Below are 20,286 nucleotides of genomic sequence, written 5' to 3' on the forward strand. Positions count from 1 at the left end.
ATCGGTCAGCCTTTCATCACGTTGACGTCTTCGACGTCGATGGTGCCGCGGTTGCGGAAGAAACAGACAAGGATCGCAAGACCGATCGCCGCTTCGGCCGCGGCCACGGTCAGAACGAAAAGGGTAAAGACCTGCCCGACCATGTCGCCCAGGAAGCTGGAGAAGGCGACAAGGTTGATGTTCACCGAAAGCAGCATCAATTCGATGCTCATCAGCAGGATGATCACGTTCTTCCTGTTCAGGAAGAGCCCGAAAATCCCGATGACGAACAGCGTCGCCGCCACCGTGAGATAGTGTTCAAGTCCGATCATTGTGTCCGTCCCATCGTCTGTCCGGTTCTGTGCCCGGGCGCTGGCCGCGCCCCGGCCCGGTTCAATTCGTCGTCAGAGGCCCTGCCCCGGTTTCACATCGCGCAACTGCATGGCCTTGGCCGGGTCGCGATACATCTGCGCCAGGATGTCCTGGCGTTTGACATCCGCGCGGTGGCGCAGCGTCAGCACGATCGCTCCGATCATGGCCACCAGAAGGATCAGCCCCGAAAGTTGGAAGATCAGGAAATACTTGTCGTAAAGAAGCAGACCCAGGGCCGCGGTATTCTCGATGCCTTCGGGTGCGGGGGCTGCGCGCGCGGCCTCGGCCCCGGCGGCGCTTTCCCAGGCGCCGAAGGCAATGCCAAGCTGCATCAGGAACACCAGTCCGATCAGCAGCGCCAGCGGCATGTATTTCGCCATCTCGGCCTTGAGCTGCGCGAAATCCACATCCAGCATCATCACCACGAACAGGAACAGAACCGCCACGGCGCCCACGTATACGATGATCAGCAGCATCGCCACGAATTCAGCGCCAAGCAGCACGAACAGCCCCGCCGAGGACAGGAAGGCCAGGATCAGCCAAAGCACCGAATGCACCGGGTTGCGGCTGATCACGGTGAACAGCCCCCCGACGATCGCGCAGATGGCGAACAGGTAGAATGCCAATGCGACAATGGTCATGTCTCGTCGTCCTTTTCTTCGTCCATCACCTCGCGCGCAAGTTCCATCGCGCGGGTCATGGCGGGTATGCCTGCGAACATCGACATCTGTGCGATGGTCTCGGCGATTTCATCCTTGGTGGCCCCGGCTTCGCGTGCGTGGCGCACCGTCATGCGGAACGGCGTATCCGCCTGCGCGCCCTGCATGGTCAGCCCGGCCAGCGTCAGCAGCAGCCGTGTCTTGGCGTCCAACCCGTCCTTGCTGACGCCTTTGCCGAACCAGAGCTCCATGATGTCCTTGGGCATGGTCGGCCAGAGTTTTTCGAACCCTTTCGGATTGAATGTCTCAAGCGCGGGATTGAAGGCTTTCGCCATCTCCTGCGCCTGGGCCATCATCAGCTCGAAAGGGGTTTTTGCATCGCTCATCGGTACGGCGCATCCAGTTCGAGGTTGCGGGCGATCTCGGCCTCCCAGCGTTCGCCGTTCTCCAGCAGCTTGGCCTTGTCATAGAACAGCTCTTCGCGGGTTTCCGTTGCGAATTCGAAATTCGGGCCCTCGACGATCGCATCGACCGGGCAGGCCTCCTGGCAGAAGCCGCAATAGATGCATTTCGTCATGTCGATGTCATACCGCGTGGTGCGGCGGCTGCCATCCTCGCGCGGTTCGGCGTCGATCGTGATCGCCTGCGCGGGGCAGATCGCCTCGCACAGTTTGCACGCGATGCACCGCTCTTCGCCGTTGGGATAACGGCGCAGCGCGTGTTCCCCCCGGAAACGCGGGCTCAACGGTCCCTTTTCGTGCGGGTAGTTGATCGTGACCTTGGGCGCGAAGAAGTATTTGAACCCGACCTTGAAGCCCTTGAGAAAGTCGGTCAGCAGGAAATACCCGGCCGCACGTTTGTAATCGATCTGTGTCATCTACAAGCTCCCTCAGCTCCAGCGCGCGAACGCGCCCCAGAACCATTCGAATTTCGCCGCAAAGGCCACGAAGACCACCCAGAACAGGCTCATGGGAAGGAAGACCTTCCAGCCCAGCCGCATCAGCTGGTCATAGCGGTAGCGGGGCGTGATCGCCTTCACCATCGAGAACATGAAGAAGACGAGCAGCATCTTGAGGATCATCCAGAAGATCCCGTCGGGCAGGCCCGGAATGGGCGACAGCCAACCACCGAAGAACAGCAGGCTGACCAGCGCGCACATCAGCACCACCGCCACCAGTTCGCCGATCATGAACAGCAGGAACGGGGTCGAGCTGTATTCGACCTGGTAACCCGCGACCAGTTCCGACTCCGCCTCGGGCAGGTCGAAGGGCGGGCGGTTGGTTTCGGCCAGCGCCGAGATGAAGAACAGGAACAGCATCGGGAAATGCGGCAGCCAGTACCAGTTGAACAGGCCCAGATCACCGTCCTGCGCGCGCACGATGTTGCCGAAGTTCATCGACCCGGTCGAAATGATCACCCCGATGATGATCAGGCCGATCGACACCTCGTACGAGATCATCTGCGCCGCCGAGCGAAGCGACCCCAGGAACGGGTATTTCGAGTTCGACGCCCAGCCGCCCATGATAACGCCGTACACCTCGAGCGAGGAGACCGCGAAAACATAAAGGATCGCCACGTTGATATCCGACAGCACCCAGCCGTCGTTGAACGGGATCACCGCCCAGGCGATCAAGGCCATCACCAGCGAAATCATCGGCGCCAGCAGGAACACCGCCCGGTCCGCGCCCGCGGGGAACACGACCTCTTTCACGATATACTTGATGAAATCCGCAAAGCTCTGCAGCAGGCCGAAGGCGCCCACCACGTTGGGGCCCTTTCGCATCATCACGGCCGCCCAGATCTTGCGGTCGGCATACATCAGGAACGCCAGCGCCACCAGCAGCGGCACGATCACAAGAAGGATCTGCGCGACGATGACGAGCAACATGCCCAGGTAGGTGTTGGTAAAGAATTCGACCATTTTGTCCTCTACACCGTCGGTATTCCGTTTTCCCTGCAGGCCGCGACAACCACCTCGGCGTCGATGGTCCGCGTACCCCGGGGCAGCGCGGGCGAGATGGTATAGACCGCATCGCCCGTCCAGGCCCCGTTTTTCTCATCCACTGTCGTGCGCACCTGGCGCGCAAATCCGTAGCCGCGGATCAGCGCGTATTGCGCAGCCGCGCACTCGGCATAGGCCGTCACGTCGTCCGGCCCGCGCGCCCCGCGCATCGCGACGACGAAATTCACCAGCTCGCCGTCCAGCAACCGTGTATCCACGCCCTCGTAGACCGCACCGTCCGGCGCGGCCAGATGCTCTGCGCCGCCCTGCGTCTGCGAGACCACGCAACCCGCCAGCACCGCGCTGGCGAGGGGGGATATGACGACGGCTGCGCGCATTATTCGGCCGCCATCCCCATGTTGCGCGCCTTGGCGTTTGCGCTGAGTTCCGCCATCAGCGCACTGGCGCGCGCGATCGGGTTCGTCAGGTAGAAATCCCTGATCGCGTTGCGGAACGCGGCATCGCCAAGCTTGCCCTCGGGCAGCGGCTGCCAATCGTTTTCCGGCACCTCGTCGATCTGGGCCAGGTGCGGCACGGCGGCCACCAGCGCCTGACGCAGTTGCGCAAGGCTGTCCCAGGGCTGGGTCGCCCCGATCTCGCCCGAGAGCGCGCGCAGGATCGCCCAGTTTTCCTTGGCTTCGCCCGGCGCGAACCCGGCGCGCAGCGCCAGTTGCGGGCGGCCTTCGGTGTTCACGAACAGGCCCTGTTCCTCGGTATAGGCCGCACCCGGCAGGATCACGTCGGCACGATGCGCGCCGCGGTCGCCATGGCTGCCCTGGTAGATGACAAAAGCGCCTTCACCGATTTCGATCTCGTCCGCGCCGAGGTTATAGATCACGTCGGCCTCGTTCACGGCGTCCATGCCGCGTTCGTTGGTGGCGTCCACATCCATAGCCCCCACGCGCGATGCGGCGGTGTGCAGAACCAGCACCCGGCCCGTCAGCGACTGAGCCGCGGCCAGCACGGCGGCGCCATCGGCCTCGTTCAGCGCGCCCTGGCCCACGATGACGATCGCATCGTCCTGCGGCTTGAGCCTGGACAGCGCCGCGCGGTCGGTGCCGACATGCGTCACGTCAAAGGTCAGATCGACCGCTTCGCCCACGACGACCACTTCGGCGCCCTGGATCCAGGCCTTGCGGATACGTGCGTTCAGAACCGGCGCTTCGTCGCGCGGATTGGTGCCGACCAGGATGATCTGGCGCGCGGTATCAATATCCTCGATCGCGACGTTGCCGACATAGCCCGAGCGGTTGCCCGCGGGCAGTTTCGCGCCGTCGGTGCGGCATTCCACGATGCCACCCTGCCCTTCGATCAATTGCTTGAGAGAGAATGCCGCCTCGACCGGTGCAAGATCGCCCACGATCCCGGCCAGCTTGCTTGCGCCCTGGATACGCTCGGCGGCGATACCCAGCGCCTCGGCCCAGCTTGCCGGGCGCAGCTTGCCGTTCTCGCGCACATAGGGCTTGTCCAGCCGCTGGCGGCGCAGACCGTCCCAGACAAAGCGCGTCTTGTCGGAAATCCATTCCTCGTTCACGCCGTCATTGTTGCGCGGCAGGATGCGCATGACTTCGCGGCCCTTTGTATCGACCCGGATGTTGGAACCCAGCGCATCCATCACGTCGATGGTTTCGGTCTTGGTCAGCTCCCACGGACGCGCGGTAAAGGCGTAGGGCTTGCTGACCAGCGCCCCCACCGGGCACAGGTCGATGATGTTGCCCTGCAGGTTGCTGTCGAGCGTTTCGCCCAGGTAGGCGGTGATTTCCGCATCCTCGCCCCGTCCGGTCTGGCCCATCTGGGTGATGCCTGCCACCTCGGTGGTAAAGCGCACGCAACGGGTGCAGGAAATGCAGCGCGTCATGTGCGTTTCGACCAGCGGGCCAAGGTCCAGATCCTCGACCGCGCGCTTGGGCTCGCGGTACCGGCTGAAATCGACGCCATAGGCCATGGCCTGGTCCTGCAGGTCGCATTCGCCACCCTGGTCGCAGATCGGGCAATCCAGCGGATGGTTGATCAGCAGGAATTCCATCACGCCTTCGCGGGCCTTCTTGACCATCGGGCTGTTGGTTTTCACGACGGGCGGCTGGCCTTCGGGTCCAGGGCGCAGGTCGCGCACCTGCATCGCGCAGGAGGCCGCCGGCTTGGGCGGGCCGCCCACGACCTCGACCAGGCACATGCGGCAGTTGCCCGCGATCGACAGCCGCTCATGATAGCAGAACCGCGGCACCTCGATGCCCGCGACCTCGCAGGCCTGGATCAGGGTCATGGCCCCTTCCACTTCCACTTCGTGCCCGTCGATGATGATCTTGCGGAGGTCTGTCATTGCTCTTCACTTCGCTTTCAGCAAGGCGCCGATCTGGCTGCCTTTCTTGATTTCGCGGCGACCCAGCTTGCACAGGTCGCGGTCTATTTCCGGGTTCAGCCCGCGTGCGCGGACATAGGCCTCACCGCGGTTGCGGATGCGCTCTTTCTCGGTCCGGCTGTCGGCATAGGCCTCGATATCGGCGTCCGAATATCCCAGTTCGGCCGCCCTGGATTTGAGCTGCCACAGATAGGTCAGCCCACGGAACGTGCGCGGCTCGATGGTTTCGCAGCGGTCGCTGATCTCGACGGCAAGCGCCACCCACAGCATGCTGTCATCTATTTCCGGCACGTCACGCAAAGGCGGCAGCGCCGCGGCCGAGGTCGTGATGATCGAGGTCGAGAAGGCGATTACGGGAACCAGGTTCATATCAATACTCCTTTTCCGGCGGGCAGGTCGTGCCGCCGCGAAAAGCTGCGCCCTGAACGGCATGATATGCAATATCAGCCAGGGCAACAGATTGATATGAAAGTGCTTTTACCATCCCGCGCAGCGCCCTTTCAGGATCAGGACATCGTCGACGATCTGCAGTTCGGCATCTTCCACATCGGGGCCCTGGCTCCAGGTCATGCGGGAGTTTCCAAAGCTCTCGATGCAGTATTGCACGGCCTCGTAACGGCCGGCCTCGCGCGCACCGGCGAGCGATTGCACGGGGTCGCGCACCTCGACGGTGAAATTGCGGTTGTCTTCCTTTTCGGCCGACAGTTTCGCCCGGAACGCCACACCGTCAAAGGTCTGGCGGTCGTCCGACAGCGTACCGCAGGCGGTCAGGCTCAGCCCCGCCAGCATCGCAAGGATCACGTTGCGCATGGTCATGCCCCCGGCCCCTTTCACTCTGCCGCAACCGCGCTGACGCGGCCCGATTTCTGCGCCTTGATGCGGTCCTCGATCTCGTCGCGGAAATTGCGGATCAGTCCCTGGATCGGCCAGGCGGCCGCATCGCCCAGGGCGCAGATCGTATGACCTTCGACCTGCTTGGTGACGTCGAACAGCATGTCGATTTCCTCGACCTCGGCCTCTCCGCGCACCAGGCGGTCCATCACGCGCATCATCCAGCCGGTGCCTTCGCGGCACGGCGTGCACTGACCGCAGCTTTCGTGCTTGTAGAATTTCGACAGTCGCCAGATCGCCTTGATGATGTCGGTCTGCTTGTCCATCACGATCACCGCTGCCGTGCCCAGGCCCGAGCCCAGCTCACCGCGCAGGTAATCGAAGTCCATGATCGCGTCCTTCATCTTTTCGCCGCGCACGCAAGGCACGGACGAACCGCCCGGGATCACGGCCTTGAGGTTGTCCCAGCCGCCGCGAATGCCGCCGCAATGCTTTTCGATCAGCTCTTCGAAGGTGATCGACATCGCCTCTTCGACGACGCAGGGGTTATTGACGTGCCCGGAGACCGCGAACAGCTTTGTGCCCGCGTTGTTCTGACGCCCGAAGCCCGCGAACCACGACGCGCCACGGCGCAGGATCGTCGGGACGACCGCGATGGATTCCACGTTGTTCACCGTGGTCGGGCAGCCATAAAGCCCCGCACCCGCCGGGAATGGCGGCTTCATCCGGGGCATGCCCTTCTTGCCTTCAAGGCTTTCCAGCAGCGCGGTTTCCTCACCGCAGATATAGGCGCCCGCACCGTGATGCAGGAAAAGATCGAAATCCCAGCCCGATCCGGCGGCGTTCTTGCCCAGAAGGCCGGCATCGTAGGCCTCGTCGATGGCGGCCTGCAGCGCCTCACGCTCGCGGATGTATTCCCCGCGGATGTAGATGTAGCAGGTATGCGCGTTCATCGCGAAAGACGCGATCAGGCAACCCTCGATCAGCGTGTGCGGATCGTGGCGCATGATTTCGCGGTCCTTGCAGGTGCCCGGCTCGGATTCGTCGGCGTTGACGACCAGATAGGCCGGCCGCCCGTCGCTTTCCTTGGGCATGAACGACCATTTCAGACCGGTCGGGAAACCCGCCCCGCCGCGCCCACGCAAGCCGCTGGCCTTCATCTCGTCGATGATCCAGTCGCGGCCTTTCTTGATGATGCCGCCGGTCCCGTCCCAATGACCACGGGCCATCGCACCTTTCAGTGTGCGATCGTGCATCCCGTAGATATTGGTAAAGATCCTGTCTTCGTCCTTCAGCATCCGCTTACCTCTGGTCGTTTTGGCGCGCGCGCCAGATTTGATAGATCATCACGATGGCCAGCACGAAGCCGGCCAGCGCGATCAGGTCGAAGAGCGCCCGCGTGCGGTTGCTCCAGCCCATTTCCGCTCCGATGAGGGTGGCGAGGATCCAGAACGCCCCAGTGCCCGCTATGACAAGGGCGGTCAACCGCCCCTTGCGTGCCTGATATTGCTCCGGATCCGCCATTCCCCACCTGTGTCAGTACACGTCGCCGTCTTCGACGCGTTTCGAAAACTCGGTCTCGCCGCCCGCGGCCAGGATCTTGGCCTGCTCGATCCAGTTGTCGCGGCTTGCCCGGCCCTTGAAGCCGGTCAGGTTCGCGTTGACCCAGGCCAGCTCGTCCGCCGTCCATTTCGCAATCTGGTCGAAATGGTAGAACCCCATCTCGTTCAGCATCTTTTCAAGCTTCGGGCCGACACCCTTGATTTCCTTGAGGTTGTCGGCCTTGCCTCCGCGCGCCGCGCTCAGCGTTTCGGGCTTGGTGCCTTCCGCTTCGCCTTCGGTGGCGGCTGGTGCCGCTTCGGCAGCAGGCGCGGGTTTGGGTGGCGGTGCCGGCGCGGGTTCAGGTGTGGGCGCGGGTTCAGCGGCAGCAGTCGGTGCAGCAGTCGCAACCGGCGTCGCCCCACCGTTCGCCACCTTCTTTGCCCGTGCGCTCAGTTCGATGTCACCCGGCGCGCGACCGGCGGCGCCCGGCGCGACCGGCCCGGCCAGCGGGCGGCACAGGATCATGCCCAACACCAGTCCGAGAAACAGGAACACCAGCGCGGCGATCAACACACCTGCCCAGAAATTCCAGCCGCCGAGCAGCATCAACAAAACCAGCGTCAGCGCCGCCGCGGCTGCGGCCATCGCCCAGGATCCCACCTGGCAAACAAAACTGTTCGATCCGTTACTCATCTCAACTCTCCCCGATCATTTAGGTTCGCGTCCTAGTAGACGTCCCCCTTCTTAACACGGCTTGAGAATTCAGTCTCGCCCCCAGCGGCCAGCGTCTTGGCCTGCTCGACCCAGTTGTCACGGCTGACGCGGCCCTTGAACCCTTCGAGGTTCTGATCGACCCAGGCGATCTCGTCGGCGGTCCAGTTCGCGATCTGGTCGAAATGGAAAAAGCCCATGCTGTTCAATAGCGCTTCGAGCTTTGGTCCAATCCCCTTGATCTGCTTGAGATCGTCGGCACCACCGTCGCGCGCCGCGGCCAGGGTTTCGGGTTTCTTGCCCTCGCCCGCATCGGTTGACGGCTTGGGCGCGGAGGCAGCCTTGGCTTTGGCCGCCGGCTTGGCCTTGGTCTTGGCCGGGGCCTGTTGTTTCTGAATGCCGGTTTCGTCGGCGGTGTGTCCGTTCGCGCGATCCGCCTTGTCGGCGCCCACGCCCTTGGCGCCCTTCGCCGGCGCCTTGCCGGGCTTGGACGACAACCACGGGGTCAGGATCGGAACTTCGGTGCCGTCGATCCGCTTGACCGTATCCCCAAGGTCCACCGCGCGTTGCACGCTGGCATTATACTGCGTGTGGCCGCTGTCGAAATCCTTGAGGCTGGTAAGCCCCGAAAGCGGCTCGGATGTGTAGCGCCCGTTTTGCGGCCCCGGAACGGGAACGCGGCCCGCGCGCAATTCCTCGATGATCTCGCCGAATTTCTCGGCCGTCAGGTCTTCGTAGTAGTCCTTGCCGATCTGGGCCATCGGTGCGTTGGCGCAGGCGCCAAGGCATTCGACCTCTTCCCAGCTCAGCTTGCCATCCTCGGAAAGCTCGTGCGGGTTCGCCGCGATCTTTTCACGGCAGACGGCGATCAGATCTTCGGCGCCGCAGATCATGCAGGACGTGGTGCCACAGACCTGGATATGCGCGACCGAGCCAACGGGCTGCAACTGGAACATGAAATAGAAGGTCGCCACCTCGAGCGCACGGATATGCGCCATGCCCAGCATGTCTGCCACGCCTTCGATTGCGGGGCGGCTCAGCCAGCCTTCCTGCTCCTGGGCGCGCCACAGCAGCGGAATGATCGCGCTGGCCTGGCGGCCTTCGGGATACTTGGTGATCTGCGCCTCGGCCCATTTCTGGTTTTCGGGCGTAAAGGCAAAGCTTTCCGGCTGTTCGTGGTAAAGACGGCGCAACATCAGGCACATGCTCCGGTGGTCAGGACGATCCCGCCACTTTCCAGGCTTTCGGCCTGGTCAGCGGCAAGCTTGTATTTGGCGATGTCGAGCACCTGCTGACGGGACAGACCCGTTTGCAGCTCGACGGGAAGGTAATCGGCTTCGGTCACGAGGCGGCAGCCGATCGACGCAACCGCTGCGTCGAATTCGGCGATGTTCTGCGTGCTCACCCCTTGCGGGGGAACGGCGCAGGCGGCCAAAAGACCAAGTGACGCGAGAACGATTGGATGACGGGTCATGCGGCCCCTCCCCTGAACTGGGCAAAAGCGGCAAGGCCGCTGACGGCACCGGCGGCGATGCCGGCAGCTACATGCTTGGTGACGGGATGGCCCGCGCGGGCATAGATCGCCGCGTCATGAAAGCCCATGTAAGCGAACGAGGCGAAAAGGACGGCAATAACGCCGGGATGGCCGAACCATGCGGCGGCCAGCGCAAGAGCCGTCATCATGACATAGCGATCCGCCATGACCTGCGGCAGTTGCTCGGCCCTGTGGGTCGTGTCGGCAAGGCCCGCCGCCGGGTCGCGCAGGAACAGCACGGCAAGCCGACCGACCACCAGCGCGCCCGCAGCGCACAATGCTATGACGATGCCCGTCAGCGACATTACCGGTCGATCTCCCCGAACACGATATCGAGGGAACCGAGAATGGCCGACGCATCGGCCAACTGGTGGCCACGGCACAGGTGATCCATCGCCTGCAGATGCGGATAGCCCGGCGCCCGGATCTTGGCGCGGTAGGGTTTGTTCGTCCCGTCGGCCACCAGATAGACGCCGAACTCGCCCTTCGGCGCTTCGACCGCTGCGTAAATCTCGCCCTCGGGGACGTGGAAGCCCTCGGTATAAAGCTTGAAGTGATGGATCAGCGCCTCCATCGAGCGCTTCATCTCGCCGCGATTGGGCGGCGTCAGCTTGCCGCGCGCCAGGATATCGCCCTGGTTTTCCGGCATCCGCAGCTTTTCACAGGCCTGCCGGATGATGTGCGTCGACTGGCGCATCTCTTCCATGCGGCAAAGGTAGCGGTCGTAGCAATCACCATTGGTGCCGACGGGAATCTGGAAATCGAACTCGTCGTAGCACTCGTAGGGCTGCGCGCGGCGCAGATCCCAGGCGAACCCCGACCCGCGCACCATCACGCCCGAGAATGCGAAATTCTGGATATCTTCCTCGGTGACGACACCGATATCCACGTTGCGCTGCTTGAAGATGCGGTTCTCCGTCAGCAACTCCGAGATGTCGTCCAGCACTTGCGGAAACGCCTGCGCCCAGGCGTCGATATCGTCGATCAGCTCGGGCGGCAAATCCTGGTGAACGCCGCCGGGCCGGAAATAGGCCGCGTGCAAACGCGCACCACAGGCCCGTTCGTAAAAGATCATCAGCTTTTCGCGCTCTTCGAACCCCCAGAGCGGCGGCGTCAGCGCGCCCACGTCCAGCGCCTGCGTCGTGACGTTCAGCAGGTGGTTCAGGATGCGGCCGATTTCGCAATACAGAACCCGGATCAGCGACGCGCGGCGCGGCACCTCGACCCCAGTCAGCTTTTCGATGGCCAGAACCCAGGCATGTTCCTGGTTCATCGTACCGACGTAATCCAGCCGGTCGAAATATGGCAGGTTCTGCAGATAGGTCCGGCTTTCCATCAGCTTTTCGGTGCCGCGGTGCAGCAGCCCGATATGCGGATCGCAGCGTTCCACGATCTCGCCGTCCAGCTCCATCACCATGCGCAAAACGCCATGCGCGGCAGGGTGCTGCGGGCCGAAGTTGATGTTGAAATTGCGGATCTTCTGTTCGCCCGTCTGGGCGTCGTCGAAGCCTTTGGAGCCGTCCATCATGCGGTGCCTCCGTCAATCTTGTCCTTGAAGGCCATGACCCAGAGCAGGATCAGCGCGACAAGCGGGAAAAGGGTCAAAATCGCAACCCAGCTCGGAATGCCGAAGCGCGGCAACAGCCGCCAGAACGGCACGATGATCAATAGCCCGACGATCAACAGGCCCAGAAGGCCGCCGCCGCCCATTCCATATCCGCCCATCATCTTGCCCTACCCTTCCAGTGCCGGGCCGCTTGCGGTCCGGAACAGCTTGGTCACCAGTTTCCATTCCCCGCCCACATGGAAGAAGCCGAGGTAATCCAGATACCTGCGCGGCGGCATATCCACCCACAGTTTCACATGCGCGATATCCGGCCCCGCCACATCGACGGTTTCGATGTGATAGGACGGATCGCCCGCAAACGGGTCGCGCCCCGCGACCCGCGCGACAAAGGCCGCCTTGTCGATCACCCGCGAGGTGCCGTCGGGCGCGACGAAGGTCATCAGAAACGCCTCGTCGCACATCGCCTCGAACACGGACGCGTCCGAGCGGTGCAACGCCTCGCAATAGGCGCGCGCCTGGGCGGCGACCTCTTGAACGGGCAGCGTCATCCCTTGGCCTCCTCGCCCTTTTCGTCACCGGGCAGGATGTATTCGGCCCCTTCCCAGGGGCTCATGAAGTCGAACTGGCGGTATTCCTGAACCAGCTTCACCGGCTCATAGACCACGCGCTTGAGCGTTTCGTCATACCGCACCTCCGTATAGCCGGTGGTCGGGAAATCCTTGCGCAGCGGATGCCCGCGGAACCCGTAATCCGTCAGCAGACGGCGCAGGTCCGGGTGGCCGGAAAACAGGATGCCGAACATGTCGAAAACTTCACGCTCGAACCAGTTGGCGCTGGGATGGACCGCGGTGATCGACGGCACCATTTCATCCTCGCGCAGCGCCGCCTTCAGGCGGATGCGGTGATTCTGGTACATCGACAGGAAATGATAGACCACGTCGAACCGCTTGGGCCGTTCGGGCCAGTCGATCGCTGTGATGTCAACCAGCGTCGAGAATTTGCAGGTCGGGTCGTTCTTCAGGAACTCGACAAGCCCCGCGATATTGGCCAGCGCGACCTCGACGGTCAGTTCGTCATTGTCGATGCTCCAGCCCAGAACGCAGTCAGGACGCTTGAGCTCGATATGAGTGGCGAGTTCGGTCAGTGCCTCGGTCATCGTACGATCGTCCCCGTGCGGCGGATTTTGCGGGCCAGTTGCAGGATGCCATAAAGCAACGCCTCGGCCGTCGGCGGGCAGCCCGGCACGTAGATGTCGACCGGAACGATGCGGTCGCAGCCGCGCACCACGCTGTAGCTGTAATGGTAATACCCACCGCCGTTGGCACACGATCCCATCGAGATCACGTAACGTGGCTCGGGCATCTGGTCATAGACCTTGCGCAGCGCCGGGGCCATCTTGTTGGTCAACGTGCCCGCGACGATCATCACGTCGGACTGGCGCGGGGATGCGCGCGGCGCGATCCCGAAACGCTCGGCGTCATAGCGCGGCATCGAGGTGTGCATCATCTCGACCGCGCAGCAGGCCAGACCGAAAGTCATCCAGTGCAGACTGCCGGTGCGCGCCCAGTTGATAAGATCCTCGGACGCGGTCAGCAGGAAGCCCTTGTCCTGCAATTCGCGGTTCAGCGCCTGCGTGGCCACGTCCTTGTCGCCGCCGGCCGCATATGCGCCATAGGGCGACATGGCGGACGGACCGGATTTAACGCGATCACCCTGCTGGCCGTCACCCTGTACGTTGGTGACAAGCGGCTTGTCGTCGCTCACTCCCATTCCAGCGCCCCTTTCTTCCACTCATATGCAAAGCCGATCGTCAGCACACCGAGGAAGACCATCATCGACCAGAAACCGACCATGCTGACATCCTTGAACGCCACCGCCCAGGGGAACAGCATCGCGATTTCGAGGTCGAAAATGATGAACAGGATCGACACGAGGTAGAACCGCACATCGAATTTCATCCGCGCATCGTCGAACGCGTTGAATCCGCATTCATAGGCGCTGACCTTTTCGGGATCGGGGTTGCGCACCGCCAGCACGATGGCGGCAAGGATCAGGACAAGGCCAATCGCAATTGCAAGGCCCAAGAAGACGAGAATGGGAAGGTATTCCCGCAGCATCTCTTCCACGGAGCGGCTCCTTTCAGGCGCGCGCGCTGCGCGCTCACTGCTGGCGACAGTATCACGGGGGGTTTACTCCTGCCCCTTGGCCGGGTCAACCGAAGCCGGATCACATTCAAAAACACGAAACTATTGCGCTTTTACCTTTGTATTCAGCAGCACACCGTGCACGTTCTTGACCGCCCGAGCGCGCCTACGACAATTTTTTTCGCCTGAATTCCGCAGCCTTCGCGGCAGCGCAGCAAGACGCGAGTCGCCAGGCCACGGGAACGGTGCGCCATGCGCCCGCAACCTTGCCTGAAGAGGAAGAAAATCACAGCCGGGAAGATCCGGCCGTCAGCCGACCCAGGCGGGCTTGCGCTTGTCAAAGAAGGCGCCGATGCCTTCGGGGGCCTCGTCCCCTTCCCAGCAGGCGACCAGCTCGTCGATCGTGTGCCGGATCGTGTCTTCGTCGATCACGGGGCCCAGCCGGCGCAGCAGCGCCTTGGCCCGCGCCACGGCGCCCGGCGCACAGGACAGGTAGGGCGCGACTTCGGCTTCGATCGCCGAATCCAGATCCTCGGGCTGCACGACCCTCGCCAGCAAACCCAGTTCCACCGCCTCTTCCGCGACGAACCGGCGCCCCGACATGAAAACGCGCCGCGCCTTGGCCTCGCCCATGCGGGCGCAGACATACGGGCCGATGGTTGCGGGAATCAGTCCAAGCCGCGTTTCGGTCAGCGCCATCTGCACATCCGGCGTTCCGATGCAGACATCGCAAACACTGGCCATGCCCAGCCCGCCGCCAAAGGCATTGCCCTGCACCCGGCCGATCAGCGGCTTGGGCAGCGTGTTCAGCGCCTGCAGCATCCAGGCCAGTTTGCCGGCCTCCTCGCCGCGCTCTTTCGGTGTTGCGGACATCTGTTTCTGCATCCAGGCCAAATCACCCCCCGCGCAGAACGTACGGCCCCGCGCCCCCAGAACGACGACCCGAACCGAACCATCGGCGGCCAGTTCATCCACCGCGGATTTCATCTGGGCGATCATCTCGCCGGACAGTGCGTTGTGTTTTTCAGCGCGATCCATCCACAGATGCGCGACCCCGCGAGAATCGCGTTCGACCGTGATCAACTGTTCCATCCCGAAATCTCCTGTTTTCCTACGGCCCGACGGCCATGACATATCCCGCCAGCGCCACCATGATCAGGGTCACCGGCCCCCAGACGGCGCGTTCGCGCGCCGAGGGCGTAATCCAGTTCAACACGCAAGAGGCGCTGCTCACAGCCAGCGCCACCCATCCCGTCCAGCGTGGCCAGAACCCGCCGGCGAAACCGGCTGCCGACACGATGGCCAGCCCCATGAAGACAAGGACCGGCACCGACAGCGCCGCCAGCAACCGGCCCGACACCGGCAAGGCCCCTTCGTGGCGGCCGCCCTGCGTCCATGGACCAAGCGGCGCCCCGGCGATCAGCGCAAATTGAAAGCCCACGACGCCAAGGCACAGCAACGCGTAAAGATGGGCGATCTGAACCGTCATTGCCCGCGCATCGCCCGCGCCATCGCGGCGCCCTGCAACAGCACGGCACTGTCCAGCCCGGTGTCGTAACCCAGCGCGACAAGCCGGTCATGGACCCCTTCTGTGGCGACATTGCCCGCGGCGCCCGGCGCATAGGGACACCCCCCAAGGCCACCCACGGCGGCATCGAACACGCGCAGGCCCTTTTCCAGCGACACCTCGATATTGGCCAGCGCCCGCCCTGCCGTGTCGTGGTAATGCCCGGCCAGCCTTTCGGCCGGAACCATGCAAAGAACCGCGTCCAGCATCGCGGCGATGCTGTCGGGCGTGCCCTGGCCGATCGTGTCCCCGAGGCTGATCTCGTAACAGCCCATCGCATCCAGCTTCGCCGCAACCTCGGCCACCTTCTGCGGCGGCGTCGGCCCGTCATAGGGGCAGTCCGTCACGCAAGAGATATAGCCACGCACCGGCAGGCCCGCCGCCTTTGCCGCCTCGGCCACAGGTGCGAAACGGGCAAGGCTTTCGTCGATCGTGGCGTTGATATTGGCCTTGGAAAACCCTTCCGACGCGGCGCCGAATATCGCCACCTCGTCCGCGCGCGCCGCGATCGCGCGCTCCAACCCCTTCATGTTGGGCGTCAGCGCTGCATAGGACACACCCTCCGCCCGCGCGATCCTGGCCAGCACTTCGGCGCTGTCGGCCATCTGCGGCACCCATTTCGGGCTGACGAAACTTGCCACCTCGATCCGGCGGAACCCCGCCGCGCTCAGACAATCGACCAGGGCGATCTTGTCCGCCGTCGGGATGTGGCGCTTTTCGTTCTGCAGCCCGTCGCGCGGGCCGACCTCGAATATCTCAACGAATTCAGCCATTCGGCACCTCGTAAAATTCCTGCGTGAACATCCTTGCCGCATCCGGCGAGGGCAAGGCCGCTTCGAACGTGTCGCGTTCGGTGATGCGCGCATACCAGGCGGTCAGTTCCGGCCACGCCTCGATCGCCAGGAAATGCCGCGCCATGTAGACGGCCTGCCCCACCGCGATATCGCAGGCGGAAAACCCGCTGGTCAGCAAGTAGTCGCGGTTCTCAACCGGGGTCGAAAGCCGCCCCTCTATCGCGTCGTAACAGCGCCGCAAGCGGACCAGCTCGTCGCGCATCATGCCCGCCGCACCCTCTGCGTGGGCGCGCCGCAGAACATCCACGCAACCCGTCACGGTATCCGCGAAATGCAGCCAGACCAGCCAGGCCATGCGGTCGGGATCGGTTGGCGCCCGACCCAGCCCGCGTTCGGGGAACTTCTCGCAGAGGTATTCCATGATCGCGGTGGCCTCGAACATGCGCTCGCCCTCGATTTCCAGCGCCGGCACGCGGCCCGCAGGCGACAGCGACAAAAAGGCGGGATCGCGCAGCGACCCGTCCAGAGGATGCGGCGCGATGCCGAACTCCACTTCGAGTTCGTTCAACAGCCACAACACCCGCATCGAACGGCTTTGCGGAACATGGTGCAGCGTGATCATGGGGTAGGCTCCGTCAGACAGGGCGGCCGCGTCGCGACAAAGGCGGGACGGGCCGTAACCCGGTCAAGCCATGCGCTCAATGCGCCGCGCTTGCCCGTCAGGCGCGCGGCCTCGGGCACTGCGTTGAAATAGGCCAGCATCGGCGCAAGCATTAGGTCTGCCAGTGTAAGCCCTTCCCCGGTCAAGACCAGCCCCTCGTCCGCGACCTGGTCCAGCGCGTCCAGAACCAGCGGCGCCCGCGCCAGCCCGGACGAAAACGCGGCCTGATCGGCGTCCTGCCCAAGGCGCGGCAGGTAGTAGCCGTTGGAGAACACCTGCCGGACAAGCGGCCAGTATACCTGCGTCGTTGCAACCGACATCACCTGCAGCATCCGCGCCTCGGCCCTGGGAGAGGCCGGAACCAGATCGGCCCCGCGCTGCAGCCGGTCCAGATAACGCAGGATTGCAGGCGTTTCGTAAAGGGCGAACGCCCCGTGCCGCAACACGGGCACAAGGCCGAACGGATGGTGCAGGCGCAAGCCCGGCGCGTCCTCAGGGTCGAACGGGTTGGCCTCTTCCTTGCGGGCAGGCAGCCCTGTCTCGGCCAGCGCCCAGCGCACCGCCCAGGTATAGACGCTGTCGCGAAACCCGATCAGGGTCAGATCGCCCGCCTCCGTCACGCCGCTGCGTCCTCCTCGTCCTCCAGCCGGATCAGCGCGGCACCGGCTTCGACCTGTGCGCCGGCCTCGGCCAGAACCTCGGCCACCACGCCATCGCGCGCGGCCAGCAGCGAATGCTCCATCTTCATCGCTTCCAGCACCGCCAGACGATCTCCGGCACTCACATGCTGGCCCGCTTTCGCAAACACCGCCTTGACCAGGCCCGGCATCGGCGCTTCGATCAGGTTGCCCCCCGCCCCGGCCGCCGCCGCCCGATCCAGCGGGTCGATCACGTCAAAGCCCAGCCCCGCATCCCGGAACAGCGTGACCAGCGCCCCCGTGCGGATTGCCGGTACGGGCGGCAACCCGTCGAATGTCCAAGCCCCGGCCACGCGCCGCGCCGCGACCTGCGCATCCGCGACATGTACCGTGGCGGCATCCGGCCCGGCCAGAGCCACGCGCGCAACCTGCTCATCATCTCCGAACCGCAAGGCCACGCTACGCACCAGCGGCGACCAGAGGCTGAAACCTGCATCTCCGGGTAAGTCCTCGCCCAGCCCCAACGCGACCATGGCAGCCTGGGCCCAATCGGCGGGACGGGGCGCGGGCACCTGCACCAGCGTATCCAGATCCCGCGCGATCAGCCCGGTATCGACCTCGCCCGCGGCAAACCCGCGATGCGCACAAAGCGCCGACAGGAACCCCAGATTGGTCACCGTGCCCGCAACCTGGCACCCGGCCAGCGCCGCGCGCATCCGCGACAGCGCCACATCGCGGGTGGGCCCGTGGGTGATGATCTTTGCGATCATCGGGTCATAGAACGGGCTGATCGTATCGCCCGCACGCACGCCGCTGTCCGACCGCGCGCCCTGCGGAAACTCCAGATGCGCCAGCGTGCCGGTGGCCGGCAGGAAGCCCTTGGGCACATCCTCGGCATAAAGCCGCGCCTCGAAGGAATGACCGTCGATCGTCAGATCCTCTTGCTGCGCGGGCAGAGACTCTCCGGCCGCGACGCGCAATTGCCATTCCACCAGGTCCACGCCGGTGATCGCCTCGGTCACCGGGTGTTCGACCTGCAGGCGCGTGTTCATCTCCATGAACCAGAACCCGTCGGGCCGCAGGCCCCGGCTGCCATCGACGATGAACTCGACCGTGCCGGCCCCGTTGTAGCCGATCGCCTCGGCGGCGCGCACGGCGGCCTGGCCCATCGCGGCCCGCATTTCCGCCGTCATGCCGGGCGCGGGCGCCTCTTCGATCACCTTCTGATGCCGCCGCTGGAGCGAACAGTCGCGTTCGAACAGATGCACCGCACGGGTGCCATCGCCAAAGACCTGCACCTCGATATGGCGCGGCTTCTGGATGTATTTCTCGATCAGCACATCCGCGTTGCCAAAGGCGGTGCGCGCCTCGCCCTTCGCGCTTTCCAGCGCGTCCATGAAATCCTGCGGCCGCTCGACCAGCCGCATGCCCTTGCCGCCACCGCCGGCAACGGCCTTGATCAGCACCGGGTAGCCGATGGTATCGGCGGCACCCGATAGATGCTCGGGATCCTGGTTCGAACCATGATAGCCGGGAACGACAGGAACCCCCGCCTCTTCCATCAAGGCCTTGGCCGCGTCCTTCAGGCCCATCTTGCGGATGGCATCTGCCGAAGGCCCGATGAATGTCAGCCCCGCGGCCTCGACCGCGTCGACGAAATCGGGGTTCTCGGACAGAAACCCGTATCCCGGATGAATGGCCTGCGCGCCGGTCGCCTGCGCCGCAGCGATGATCGCATCGCCCCGCAGGTAACTGTCAGCCGGCGCCGAGCCGCCGATATGCACGGCGACATCCGCCGCCGCCACATGCGCCGCGGCCGCATCGGCGTCGGAATAGACCGCGACCACGCGCACCCCCATCGCCCGTGCCGTGCGCGCCACGCGACAGGCGATCTCGCCCCGGTTGGCAATCAGGATCGTGTCAAACATCCATATCTCCATATTTTGTTGGCGTTGCGCCACACCAGCCCGACCTTCGACCGCCTTCATACGGTCGTGCGAAGCCCGATGAAATCATGGCTGGTGCAACCGACACGCCGTCCACGAAAAGTCGGACAAGTGCCCGATCGTATCTGTCCGTTCCCTGTCGGACCGCCGAAACTTCGGACGCGCTCCAGATTTGCATGCGCAGATATTGCTTGGCAGCGATAGCCTTGAAGAATTCCGAAGCGCAGCGCGCTTTCAATTCCGGCGTATCGAAACCGATGATGCGCGCTGACTGCCGTCCGCGGCCGGGACATGCGATCTGCAAGGTGTCCCCGTCGACCACAACCAGGATGCGGCACCCATTGGTTCCGGTGCGCCATCCGTTGATTGCATCGCCAACACTGGGAAGTATCGAAAAAGCCAGGACCAGACCTGCCGCGGACAATCCCAAACGCCCCTGCCGGGAACGCGGGTCACGCTGGCGCGGATCGCCCGGCGGATCACCGAGATTCCAATTCGGGTGTCGCCGGGCGCCCCGATAGAACCGTGTCACTTTGCGTCTGGTGTCGCTGCTCCGGCTCATTTCCCGAAATCCTCGACCATCCGAAAGGTTTCGACCACCATCGTGACATCCGGCGCGAAATGGCCCGCGCGGCGCAGATATGCCTCGTAACCCGCGCGCCAGTCGGCGAGGTCGGAAAACTCGCCCTGCGGCGGAACGCGCGCCTCGTCCATCCGGTCGAACGGGACATGCTCTACCTTAAGCGTTTGCACGGCCAGCGCCGGTTTCCCGCTCCAGTCCAGCGCGATGTCGATCCGCCCCTCTTCGGGCAAGGTCTCGCCCCTCGCCTCGAAGGCGGGCAAGGCATCGCATGTCATCGTCTTTCGCCCGGCCCGCACAAGGGCAAGGATGTCGGCGTTAAGACGGGCACTGTCGCCATAGCGAAAGGTCACGGCCCCGGGGTAGCGGGCAAGTATCTGTGAAAGCCCCCCGCTCACAG

At 64.0% G+C, this 20,286-nt stretch carries 29 protein-coding genes; all 29 read right to left on the reverse strand.

The window, feature by feature from the left end; translation table 11 throughout:
- Positions 1-5: 5 nt before the first annotated feature.
- Positions 6-311, reverse strand: a complete 306-nt coding sequence (gene nuoK / locus BLT50_RS03710; protein WP_090026554.1) for an NADH-quinone oxidoreductase subunit NuoK — start codon at positions 309-311, stop codon at positions 6-8.
- A gap of 72 nt (positions 312-383) precedes the next feature.
- Positions 384-992, reverse strand: a complete 609-nt coding sequence (locus BLT50_RS03715) for an NADH-quinone oxidoreductase subunit J (protein ID WP_090026556.1) — start codon at positions 990-992, stop codon at positions 384-386.
- Positions 989-1,396 carry a carboxymuconolactone decarboxylase family protein gene (locus tag BLT50_RS03720; RefSeq protein WP_090026558.1) on the reverse strand — a complete coding sequence of 136 codons (408 nt, stop codon included), beginning with the start codon at positions 1,394-1,396 and terminating at the stop codon, positions 989-991. Before BLT50_RS03720 ends, BLT50_RS03715 begins: the two co-directional genes overlap by 4 nt.
- On the reverse strand, positions 1,393-1,887 hold the full coding sequence (gene nuoI / locus BLT50_RS03725; RefSeq protein WP_090026560.1) for an NADH-quinone oxidoreductase subunit NuoI: 495 nt from the start codon (positions 1,885-1,887) through the stop codon (positions 1,393-1,395). The genes BLT50_RS03720 and nuoI overlap by 4 nt, the downstream gene beginning before the upstream one ends.
- Positions 1,888-1,899: 12 nt before the next feature.
- Positions 1,900-2,931, reverse strand: coding sequence for an NADH-quinone oxidoreductase subunit NuoH (gene nuoH / locus BLT50_RS03730; RefSeq protein ID WP_090026562.1), 1,032 nt, complete (start codon positions 2,929-2,931; stop codon positions 1,900-1,902).
- A gap of 8 nt (positions 2,932-2,939) precedes the next feature.
- Positions 2,940-3,350 (reverse strand): hypothetical protein, encoded by a 411-nt coding sequence (locus tag BLT50_RS03735; protein WP_175491386.1) that lies wholly within the window; start codon positions 3,348-3,350, stop codon positions 2,940-2,942.
- Positions 3,350-5,332: an NADH-quinone oxidoreductase subunit NuoG gene (nuoG, locus tag BLT50_RS03740; protein WP_090026564.1), complete on the reverse strand. Its 1,983-nt coding sequence runs from the start codon at positions 5,330-5,332 to the stop codon at positions 3,350-3,352. Before nuoG ends, BLT50_RS03735 begins: the two co-directional genes overlap by 1 nt.
- 6 nt (positions 5,333-5,338) lie before the next feature.
- On the reverse strand, positions 5,339-5,740 hold the full coding sequence (locus BLT50_RS03745; RefSeq protein ID WP_090026566.1) for a DUF5333 domain-containing protein: 402 nt from the start codon (positions 5,738-5,740) through the stop codon (positions 5,339-5,341).
- Between the two features lie 108 nt (positions 5,741-5,848).
- Entirely contained in the window at positions 5,849-6,187 is a 339-nt protein-coding gene (locus BLT50_RS03750) for a hypothetical protein (RefSeq protein ID WP_245723267.1), read from the reverse strand.
- Positions 6,188-6,201: 14 nt separating this feature from the next.
- On the reverse strand, positions 6,202-7,500 hold the full coding sequence (gene nuoF / locus BLT50_RS03755) for an NADH-quinone oxidoreductase subunit NuoF (RefSeq protein ID WP_090026568.1): 1,299 nt from the start codon (positions 7,498-7,500) through the stop codon (positions 6,202-6,204).
- Between the two features lie 4 nt (positions 7,501-7,504).
- On the reverse strand, positions 7,505-7,726 hold the full coding sequence (locus tag BLT50_RS03760) for a DUF5337 domain-containing protein (RefSeq protein ID WP_090026570.1): 222 nt from the start codon (positions 7,724-7,726) through the stop codon (positions 7,505-7,507).
- Positions 7,727-7,738: 12 nt separating this feature from the next.
- The gene (locus tag BLT50_RS19215) at positions 7,739-8,437 is read right to left on the reverse strand and encodes an NADH-quinone oxidoreductase subunit E (protein ID WP_175491387.1); all 699 of its coding nucleotides are present in this window, start codon (positions 8,435-8,437) and stop codon (positions 7,739-7,741) included.
- 32 nt (positions 8,438-8,469) lie between these two features.
- Positions 8,470-9,651, reverse strand: coding sequence for an NADH-quinone oxidoreductase subunit E (locus tag BLT50_RS03770; RefSeq protein WP_090027076.1), 1,182 nt, complete (start codon positions 9,649-9,651; stop codon positions 8,470-8,472).
- Positions 9,651-9,929, reverse strand: a complete 279-nt coding sequence (locus tag BLT50_RS03775) for a hypothetical protein (protein WP_090026571.1) — start codon at positions 9,927-9,929, stop codon at positions 9,651-9,653. The genes BLT50_RS03770 and BLT50_RS03775 overlap by 1 nt, the downstream gene beginning before the upstream one ends.
- Entirely contained in the window at positions 9,926-10,294 is a 369-nt protein-coding gene (locus tag BLT50_RS03780; RefSeq protein ID WP_090026573.1) for a hypothetical protein, read from the reverse strand. Before BLT50_RS03780 ends, BLT50_RS03775 begins: the two co-directional genes overlap by 4 nt.
- The gene (locus BLT50_RS03785) at positions 10,294-11,514 is read right to left on the reverse strand and encodes an NADH-quinone oxidoreductase subunit D (protein WP_090026575.1); all 1,221 of its coding nucleotides are present in this window, start codon (positions 11,512-11,514) and stop codon (positions 10,294-10,296) included. The genes BLT50_RS03780 and BLT50_RS03785 overlap by 1 nt, the downstream gene beginning before the upstream one ends.
- Entirely contained in the window at positions 11,514-11,717 is a 204-nt protein-coding gene (locus tag BLT50_RS03790) for a hypothetical protein (protein ID WP_245723268.1), read from the reverse strand. Before BLT50_RS03790 ends, BLT50_RS03785 begins: the two co-directional genes overlap by 1 nt.
- Positions 11,718-11,723: 6 nt before the next feature.
- Complete coding sequence (locus BLT50_RS03795; RefSeq protein WP_090026578.1) at positions 11,724-12,104, reverse strand: nuclear transport factor 2 family protein; 381 nt, start codon at positions 12,102-12,104, stop codon at positions 11,724-11,726.
- Positions 12,101-12,712 (reverse strand): NADH-quinone oxidoreductase subunit C, encoded by a 612-nt coding sequence (locus tag BLT50_RS03800; RefSeq protein ID WP_090026580.1) that lies wholly within the window; start codon positions 12,710-12,712, stop codon positions 12,101-12,103. The genes BLT50_RS03795 and BLT50_RS03800 overlap by 4 nt, the downstream gene beginning before the upstream one ends.
- A complete protein-coding gene (locus BLT50_RS03805) occupies positions 12,709-13,326 on the reverse strand; it encodes a NuoB/complex I 20 kDa subunit family protein (protein ID WP_090026582.1) in 618 nt (205 codons plus the stop codon). Before BLT50_RS03805 ends, BLT50_RS03800 begins: the two co-directional genes overlap by 4 nt.
- A complete protein-coding gene (locus BLT50_RS03810) occupies positions 13,317-13,682 on the reverse strand; it encodes an NADH-quinone oxidoreductase subunit A (RefSeq protein WP_090026583.1) in 366 nt (121 codons plus the stop codon). The genes BLT50_RS03805 and BLT50_RS03810 overlap by 10 nt, the downstream gene beginning before the upstream one ends.
- A 327-nt stretch (positions 13,683-14,009) precedes the next feature.
- Positions 14,010-14,792, reverse strand: coding sequence for a crotonase/enoyl-CoA hydratase family protein (locus BLT50_RS03815; RefSeq protein ID WP_090026585.1), 783 nt, complete (start codon positions 14,790-14,792; stop codon positions 14,010-14,012).
- A gap of 19 nt (positions 14,793-14,811) precedes the next feature.
- Positions 14,812-15,189, reverse strand: coding sequence for a hypothetical protein (locus tag BLT50_RS03820; RefSeq protein ID WP_175491388.1), 378 nt, complete (start codon positions 15,187-15,189; stop codon positions 14,812-14,814).
- On the reverse strand, positions 15,186-16,040 hold the full coding sequence (locus tag BLT50_RS03825) for a hydroxymethylglutaryl-CoA lyase (protein WP_090026587.1): 855 nt from the start codon (positions 16,038-16,040) through the stop codon (positions 15,186-15,188). The genes BLT50_RS03820 and BLT50_RS03825 overlap by 4 nt, the downstream gene beginning before the upstream one ends.
- On the reverse strand, positions 16,033-16,683 hold the full coding sequence (locus BLT50_RS03830; RefSeq protein ID WP_090026589.1) for a glutathione S-transferase family protein: 651 nt from the start codon (positions 16,681-16,683) through the stop codon (positions 16,033-16,035). The genes BLT50_RS03825 and BLT50_RS03830 overlap by 8 nt, the downstream gene beginning before the upstream one ends.
- Entirely contained in the window at positions 16,680-17,342 is a 663-nt protein-coding gene (locus tag BLT50_RS03835; RefSeq protein WP_090026592.1) for a glutathione S-transferase family protein, read from the reverse strand. Before BLT50_RS03835 ends, BLT50_RS03830 begins: the two co-directional genes overlap by 4 nt.
- The gene (locus BLT50_RS03840; RefSeq protein WP_090026594.1) at positions 17,339-19,288 is read right to left on the reverse strand and encodes an ATP-binding protein; all 1,950 of its coding nucleotides are present in this window, start codon (positions 19,286-19,288) and stop codon (positions 17,339-17,341) included. The genes BLT50_RS03835 and BLT50_RS03840 overlap by 4 nt, the downstream gene beginning before the upstream one ends.
- Positions 19,281-19,868: a thermonuclease family protein gene (locus BLT50_RS03845; protein WP_090026596.1), complete on the reverse strand. Its 588-nt coding sequence runs from the start codon at positions 19,866-19,868 to the stop codon at positions 19,281-19,283. The genes BLT50_RS03840 and BLT50_RS03845 overlap by 8 nt, the downstream gene beginning before the upstream one ends.
- The gene (locus BLT50_RS19555; RefSeq protein ID WP_245723269.1) at positions 19,865-20,239 is read right to left on the reverse strand and encodes an ASCH domain-containing protein; all 375 of its coding nucleotides are present in this window, start codon (positions 20,237-20,239) and stop codon (positions 19,865-19,867) included. Before BLT50_RS19555 ends, BLT50_RS03845 begins: the two co-directional genes overlap by 4 nt.
- Positions 20,240-20,286 lie beyond the last annotated feature (47 nt).

The sequence above is a fragment of the Lutimaribacter saemankumensis genome, from assembly GCF_900100005.1.
GTDB lineage: Bacteria > Pseudomonadota > Alphaproteobacteria > Rhodobacterales > Rhodobacteraceae > Lutimaribacter > Lutimaribacter saemankumensis.

Bases quoted from the DNA above. Each gene is read 5' to 3' on its own strand.
- nuoK (WP_090026554.1), bottom strand. From the start codon at position 311: ATGATCGGACTTGAACACTATCTCACGGTGGCGGCGACGCTGTTCGTC.
- BLT50_RS03715 (WP_090026556.1), bottom strand. From the start codon at position 992: ATGACCATTGTCGCATTGGCATTCTACCTGTTCGCCATCTGCGCGATC.
- BLT50_RS03720 (WP_090026558.1), bottom strand. From the start codon at position 1,396: ATGAGCGATGCAAAAACCCCTTTCGAGCTGATGATGGCCCAGGCGCAG.
- nuoI (WP_090026560.1), bottom strand. From the start codon at position 1,887: ATGACACAGATCGATTACAAACGTGCGGCCGGGTATTTCCTGCTGACC.
- nuoH (WP_090026562.1), bottom strand. From the start codon at position 2,931: ATGGTCGAATTCTTTACCAACACCTACCTGGGCATGTTGCTCGTCATC.
- BLT50_RS03735 (WP_175491386.1), bottom strand. From the start codon at position 3,350: ATGCGCGCAGCCGTCGTCATATCCCCCCTCGCCAGCGCGGTGCTGGCG.
- nuoG (WP_090026564.1), bottom strand. From the start codon at position 5,332: ATGACAGACCTCCGCAAGATCATCATCGACGGGCACGAAGTGGAAGTG.
- BLT50_RS03745 (WP_090026566.1), bottom strand. From the start codon at position 5,740: ATGAACCTGGTTCCCGTAATCGCCTTCTCGACCTCGATCATCACGACC.
- BLT50_RS03750 (WP_245723267.1), bottom strand. From the start codon at position 6,187: ATGACCATGCGCAACGTGATCCTTGCGATGCTGGCGGGGCTGAGCCTG.
- nuoF (WP_090026568.1), bottom strand. From the start codon at position 7,500: ATGCTGAAGGACGAAGACAGGATCTTTACCAATATCTACGGGATGCAC.
- BLT50_RS03760 (WP_090026570.1), bottom strand. From the start codon at position 7,726: ATGGCGGATCCGGAGCAATATCAGGCACGCAAGGGGCGGTTGACCGCC.
- BLT50_RS19215 (WP_175491387.1), bottom strand. From the start codon at position 8,437: ATGAGTAACGGATCGAACAGTTTTGTTTGCCAGGTGGGATCCTGGGCG.
- BLT50_RS03770 (WP_090027076.1), bottom strand. From the start codon at position 9,651: ATGTTGCGCCGTCTTTACCACGAACAGCCGGAAAGCTTTGCCTTTACG.
- BLT50_RS03775 (WP_090026571.1), bottom strand. From the start codon at position 9,929: ATGACCCGTCATCCAATCGTTCTCGCGTCACTTGGTCTTTTGGCCGCC.
- BLT50_RS03780 (WP_090026573.1), bottom strand. From the start codon at position 10,294: ATGTCGCTGACGGGCATCGTCATAGCATTGTGCGCTGCGGGCGCGCTG.
- BLT50_RS03785 (WP_090026575.1), bottom strand. From the start codon at position 11,514: ATGGACGGCTCCAAAGGCTTCGACGACGCCCAGACGGGCGAACAGAAG.
- BLT50_RS03790 (WP_245723268.1), bottom strand. From the start codon at position 11,717: ATGATGGGCGGATATGGAATGGGCGGCGGCGGCCTTCTGGGCCTGTTG.
- BLT50_RS03795 (WP_090026578.1), bottom strand. From the start codon at position 12,104: ATGACGCTGCCCGTTCAAGAGGTCGCCGCCCAGGCGCGCGCCTATTGC.
- BLT50_RS03800 (WP_090026580.1), bottom strand. From the start codon at position 12,712: ATGACCGAGGCACTGACCGAACTCGCCACTCATATCGAGCTCAAGCGT.
- BLT50_RS03805 (WP_090026582.1), bottom strand. From the start codon at position 13,326: ATGGGAGTGAGCGACGACAAGCCGCTTGTCACCAACGTACAGGGTGAC.
- BLT50_RS03815 (WP_090026585.1), bottom strand. From the start codon at position 14,792: ATGGAACAGTTGATCACGGTCGAACGCGATTCTCGCGGGGTCGCGCAT.
- BLT50_RS03820 (WP_175491388.1), bottom strand. From the start codon at position 15,189: ATGACGGTTCAGATCGCCCATCTTTACGCGTTGCTGTGCCTTGGCGTC.
- BLT50_RS03825 (WP_090026587.1), bottom strand. From the start codon at position 16,040: ATGGCTGAATTCGTTGAGATATTCGAGGTCGGCCCGCGCGACGGGCTG.
- BLT50_RS03830 (WP_090026589.1), bottom strand. From the start codon at position 16,683: ATGATCACGCTGCACCATGTTCCGCAAAGCCGTTCGATGCGGGTGTTG.
- BLT50_RS03840 (WP_090026594.1), bottom strand. From the start codon at position 19,288: ATGTTTGACACGATCCTGATTGCCAACCGGGGCGAGATCGCCTGTCGC.
- BLT50_RS03845 (WP_090026596.1), bottom strand. From the start codon at position 19,868: ATGAGCCGGAGCAGCGACACCAGACGCAAAGTGACACGGTTCTATCGG.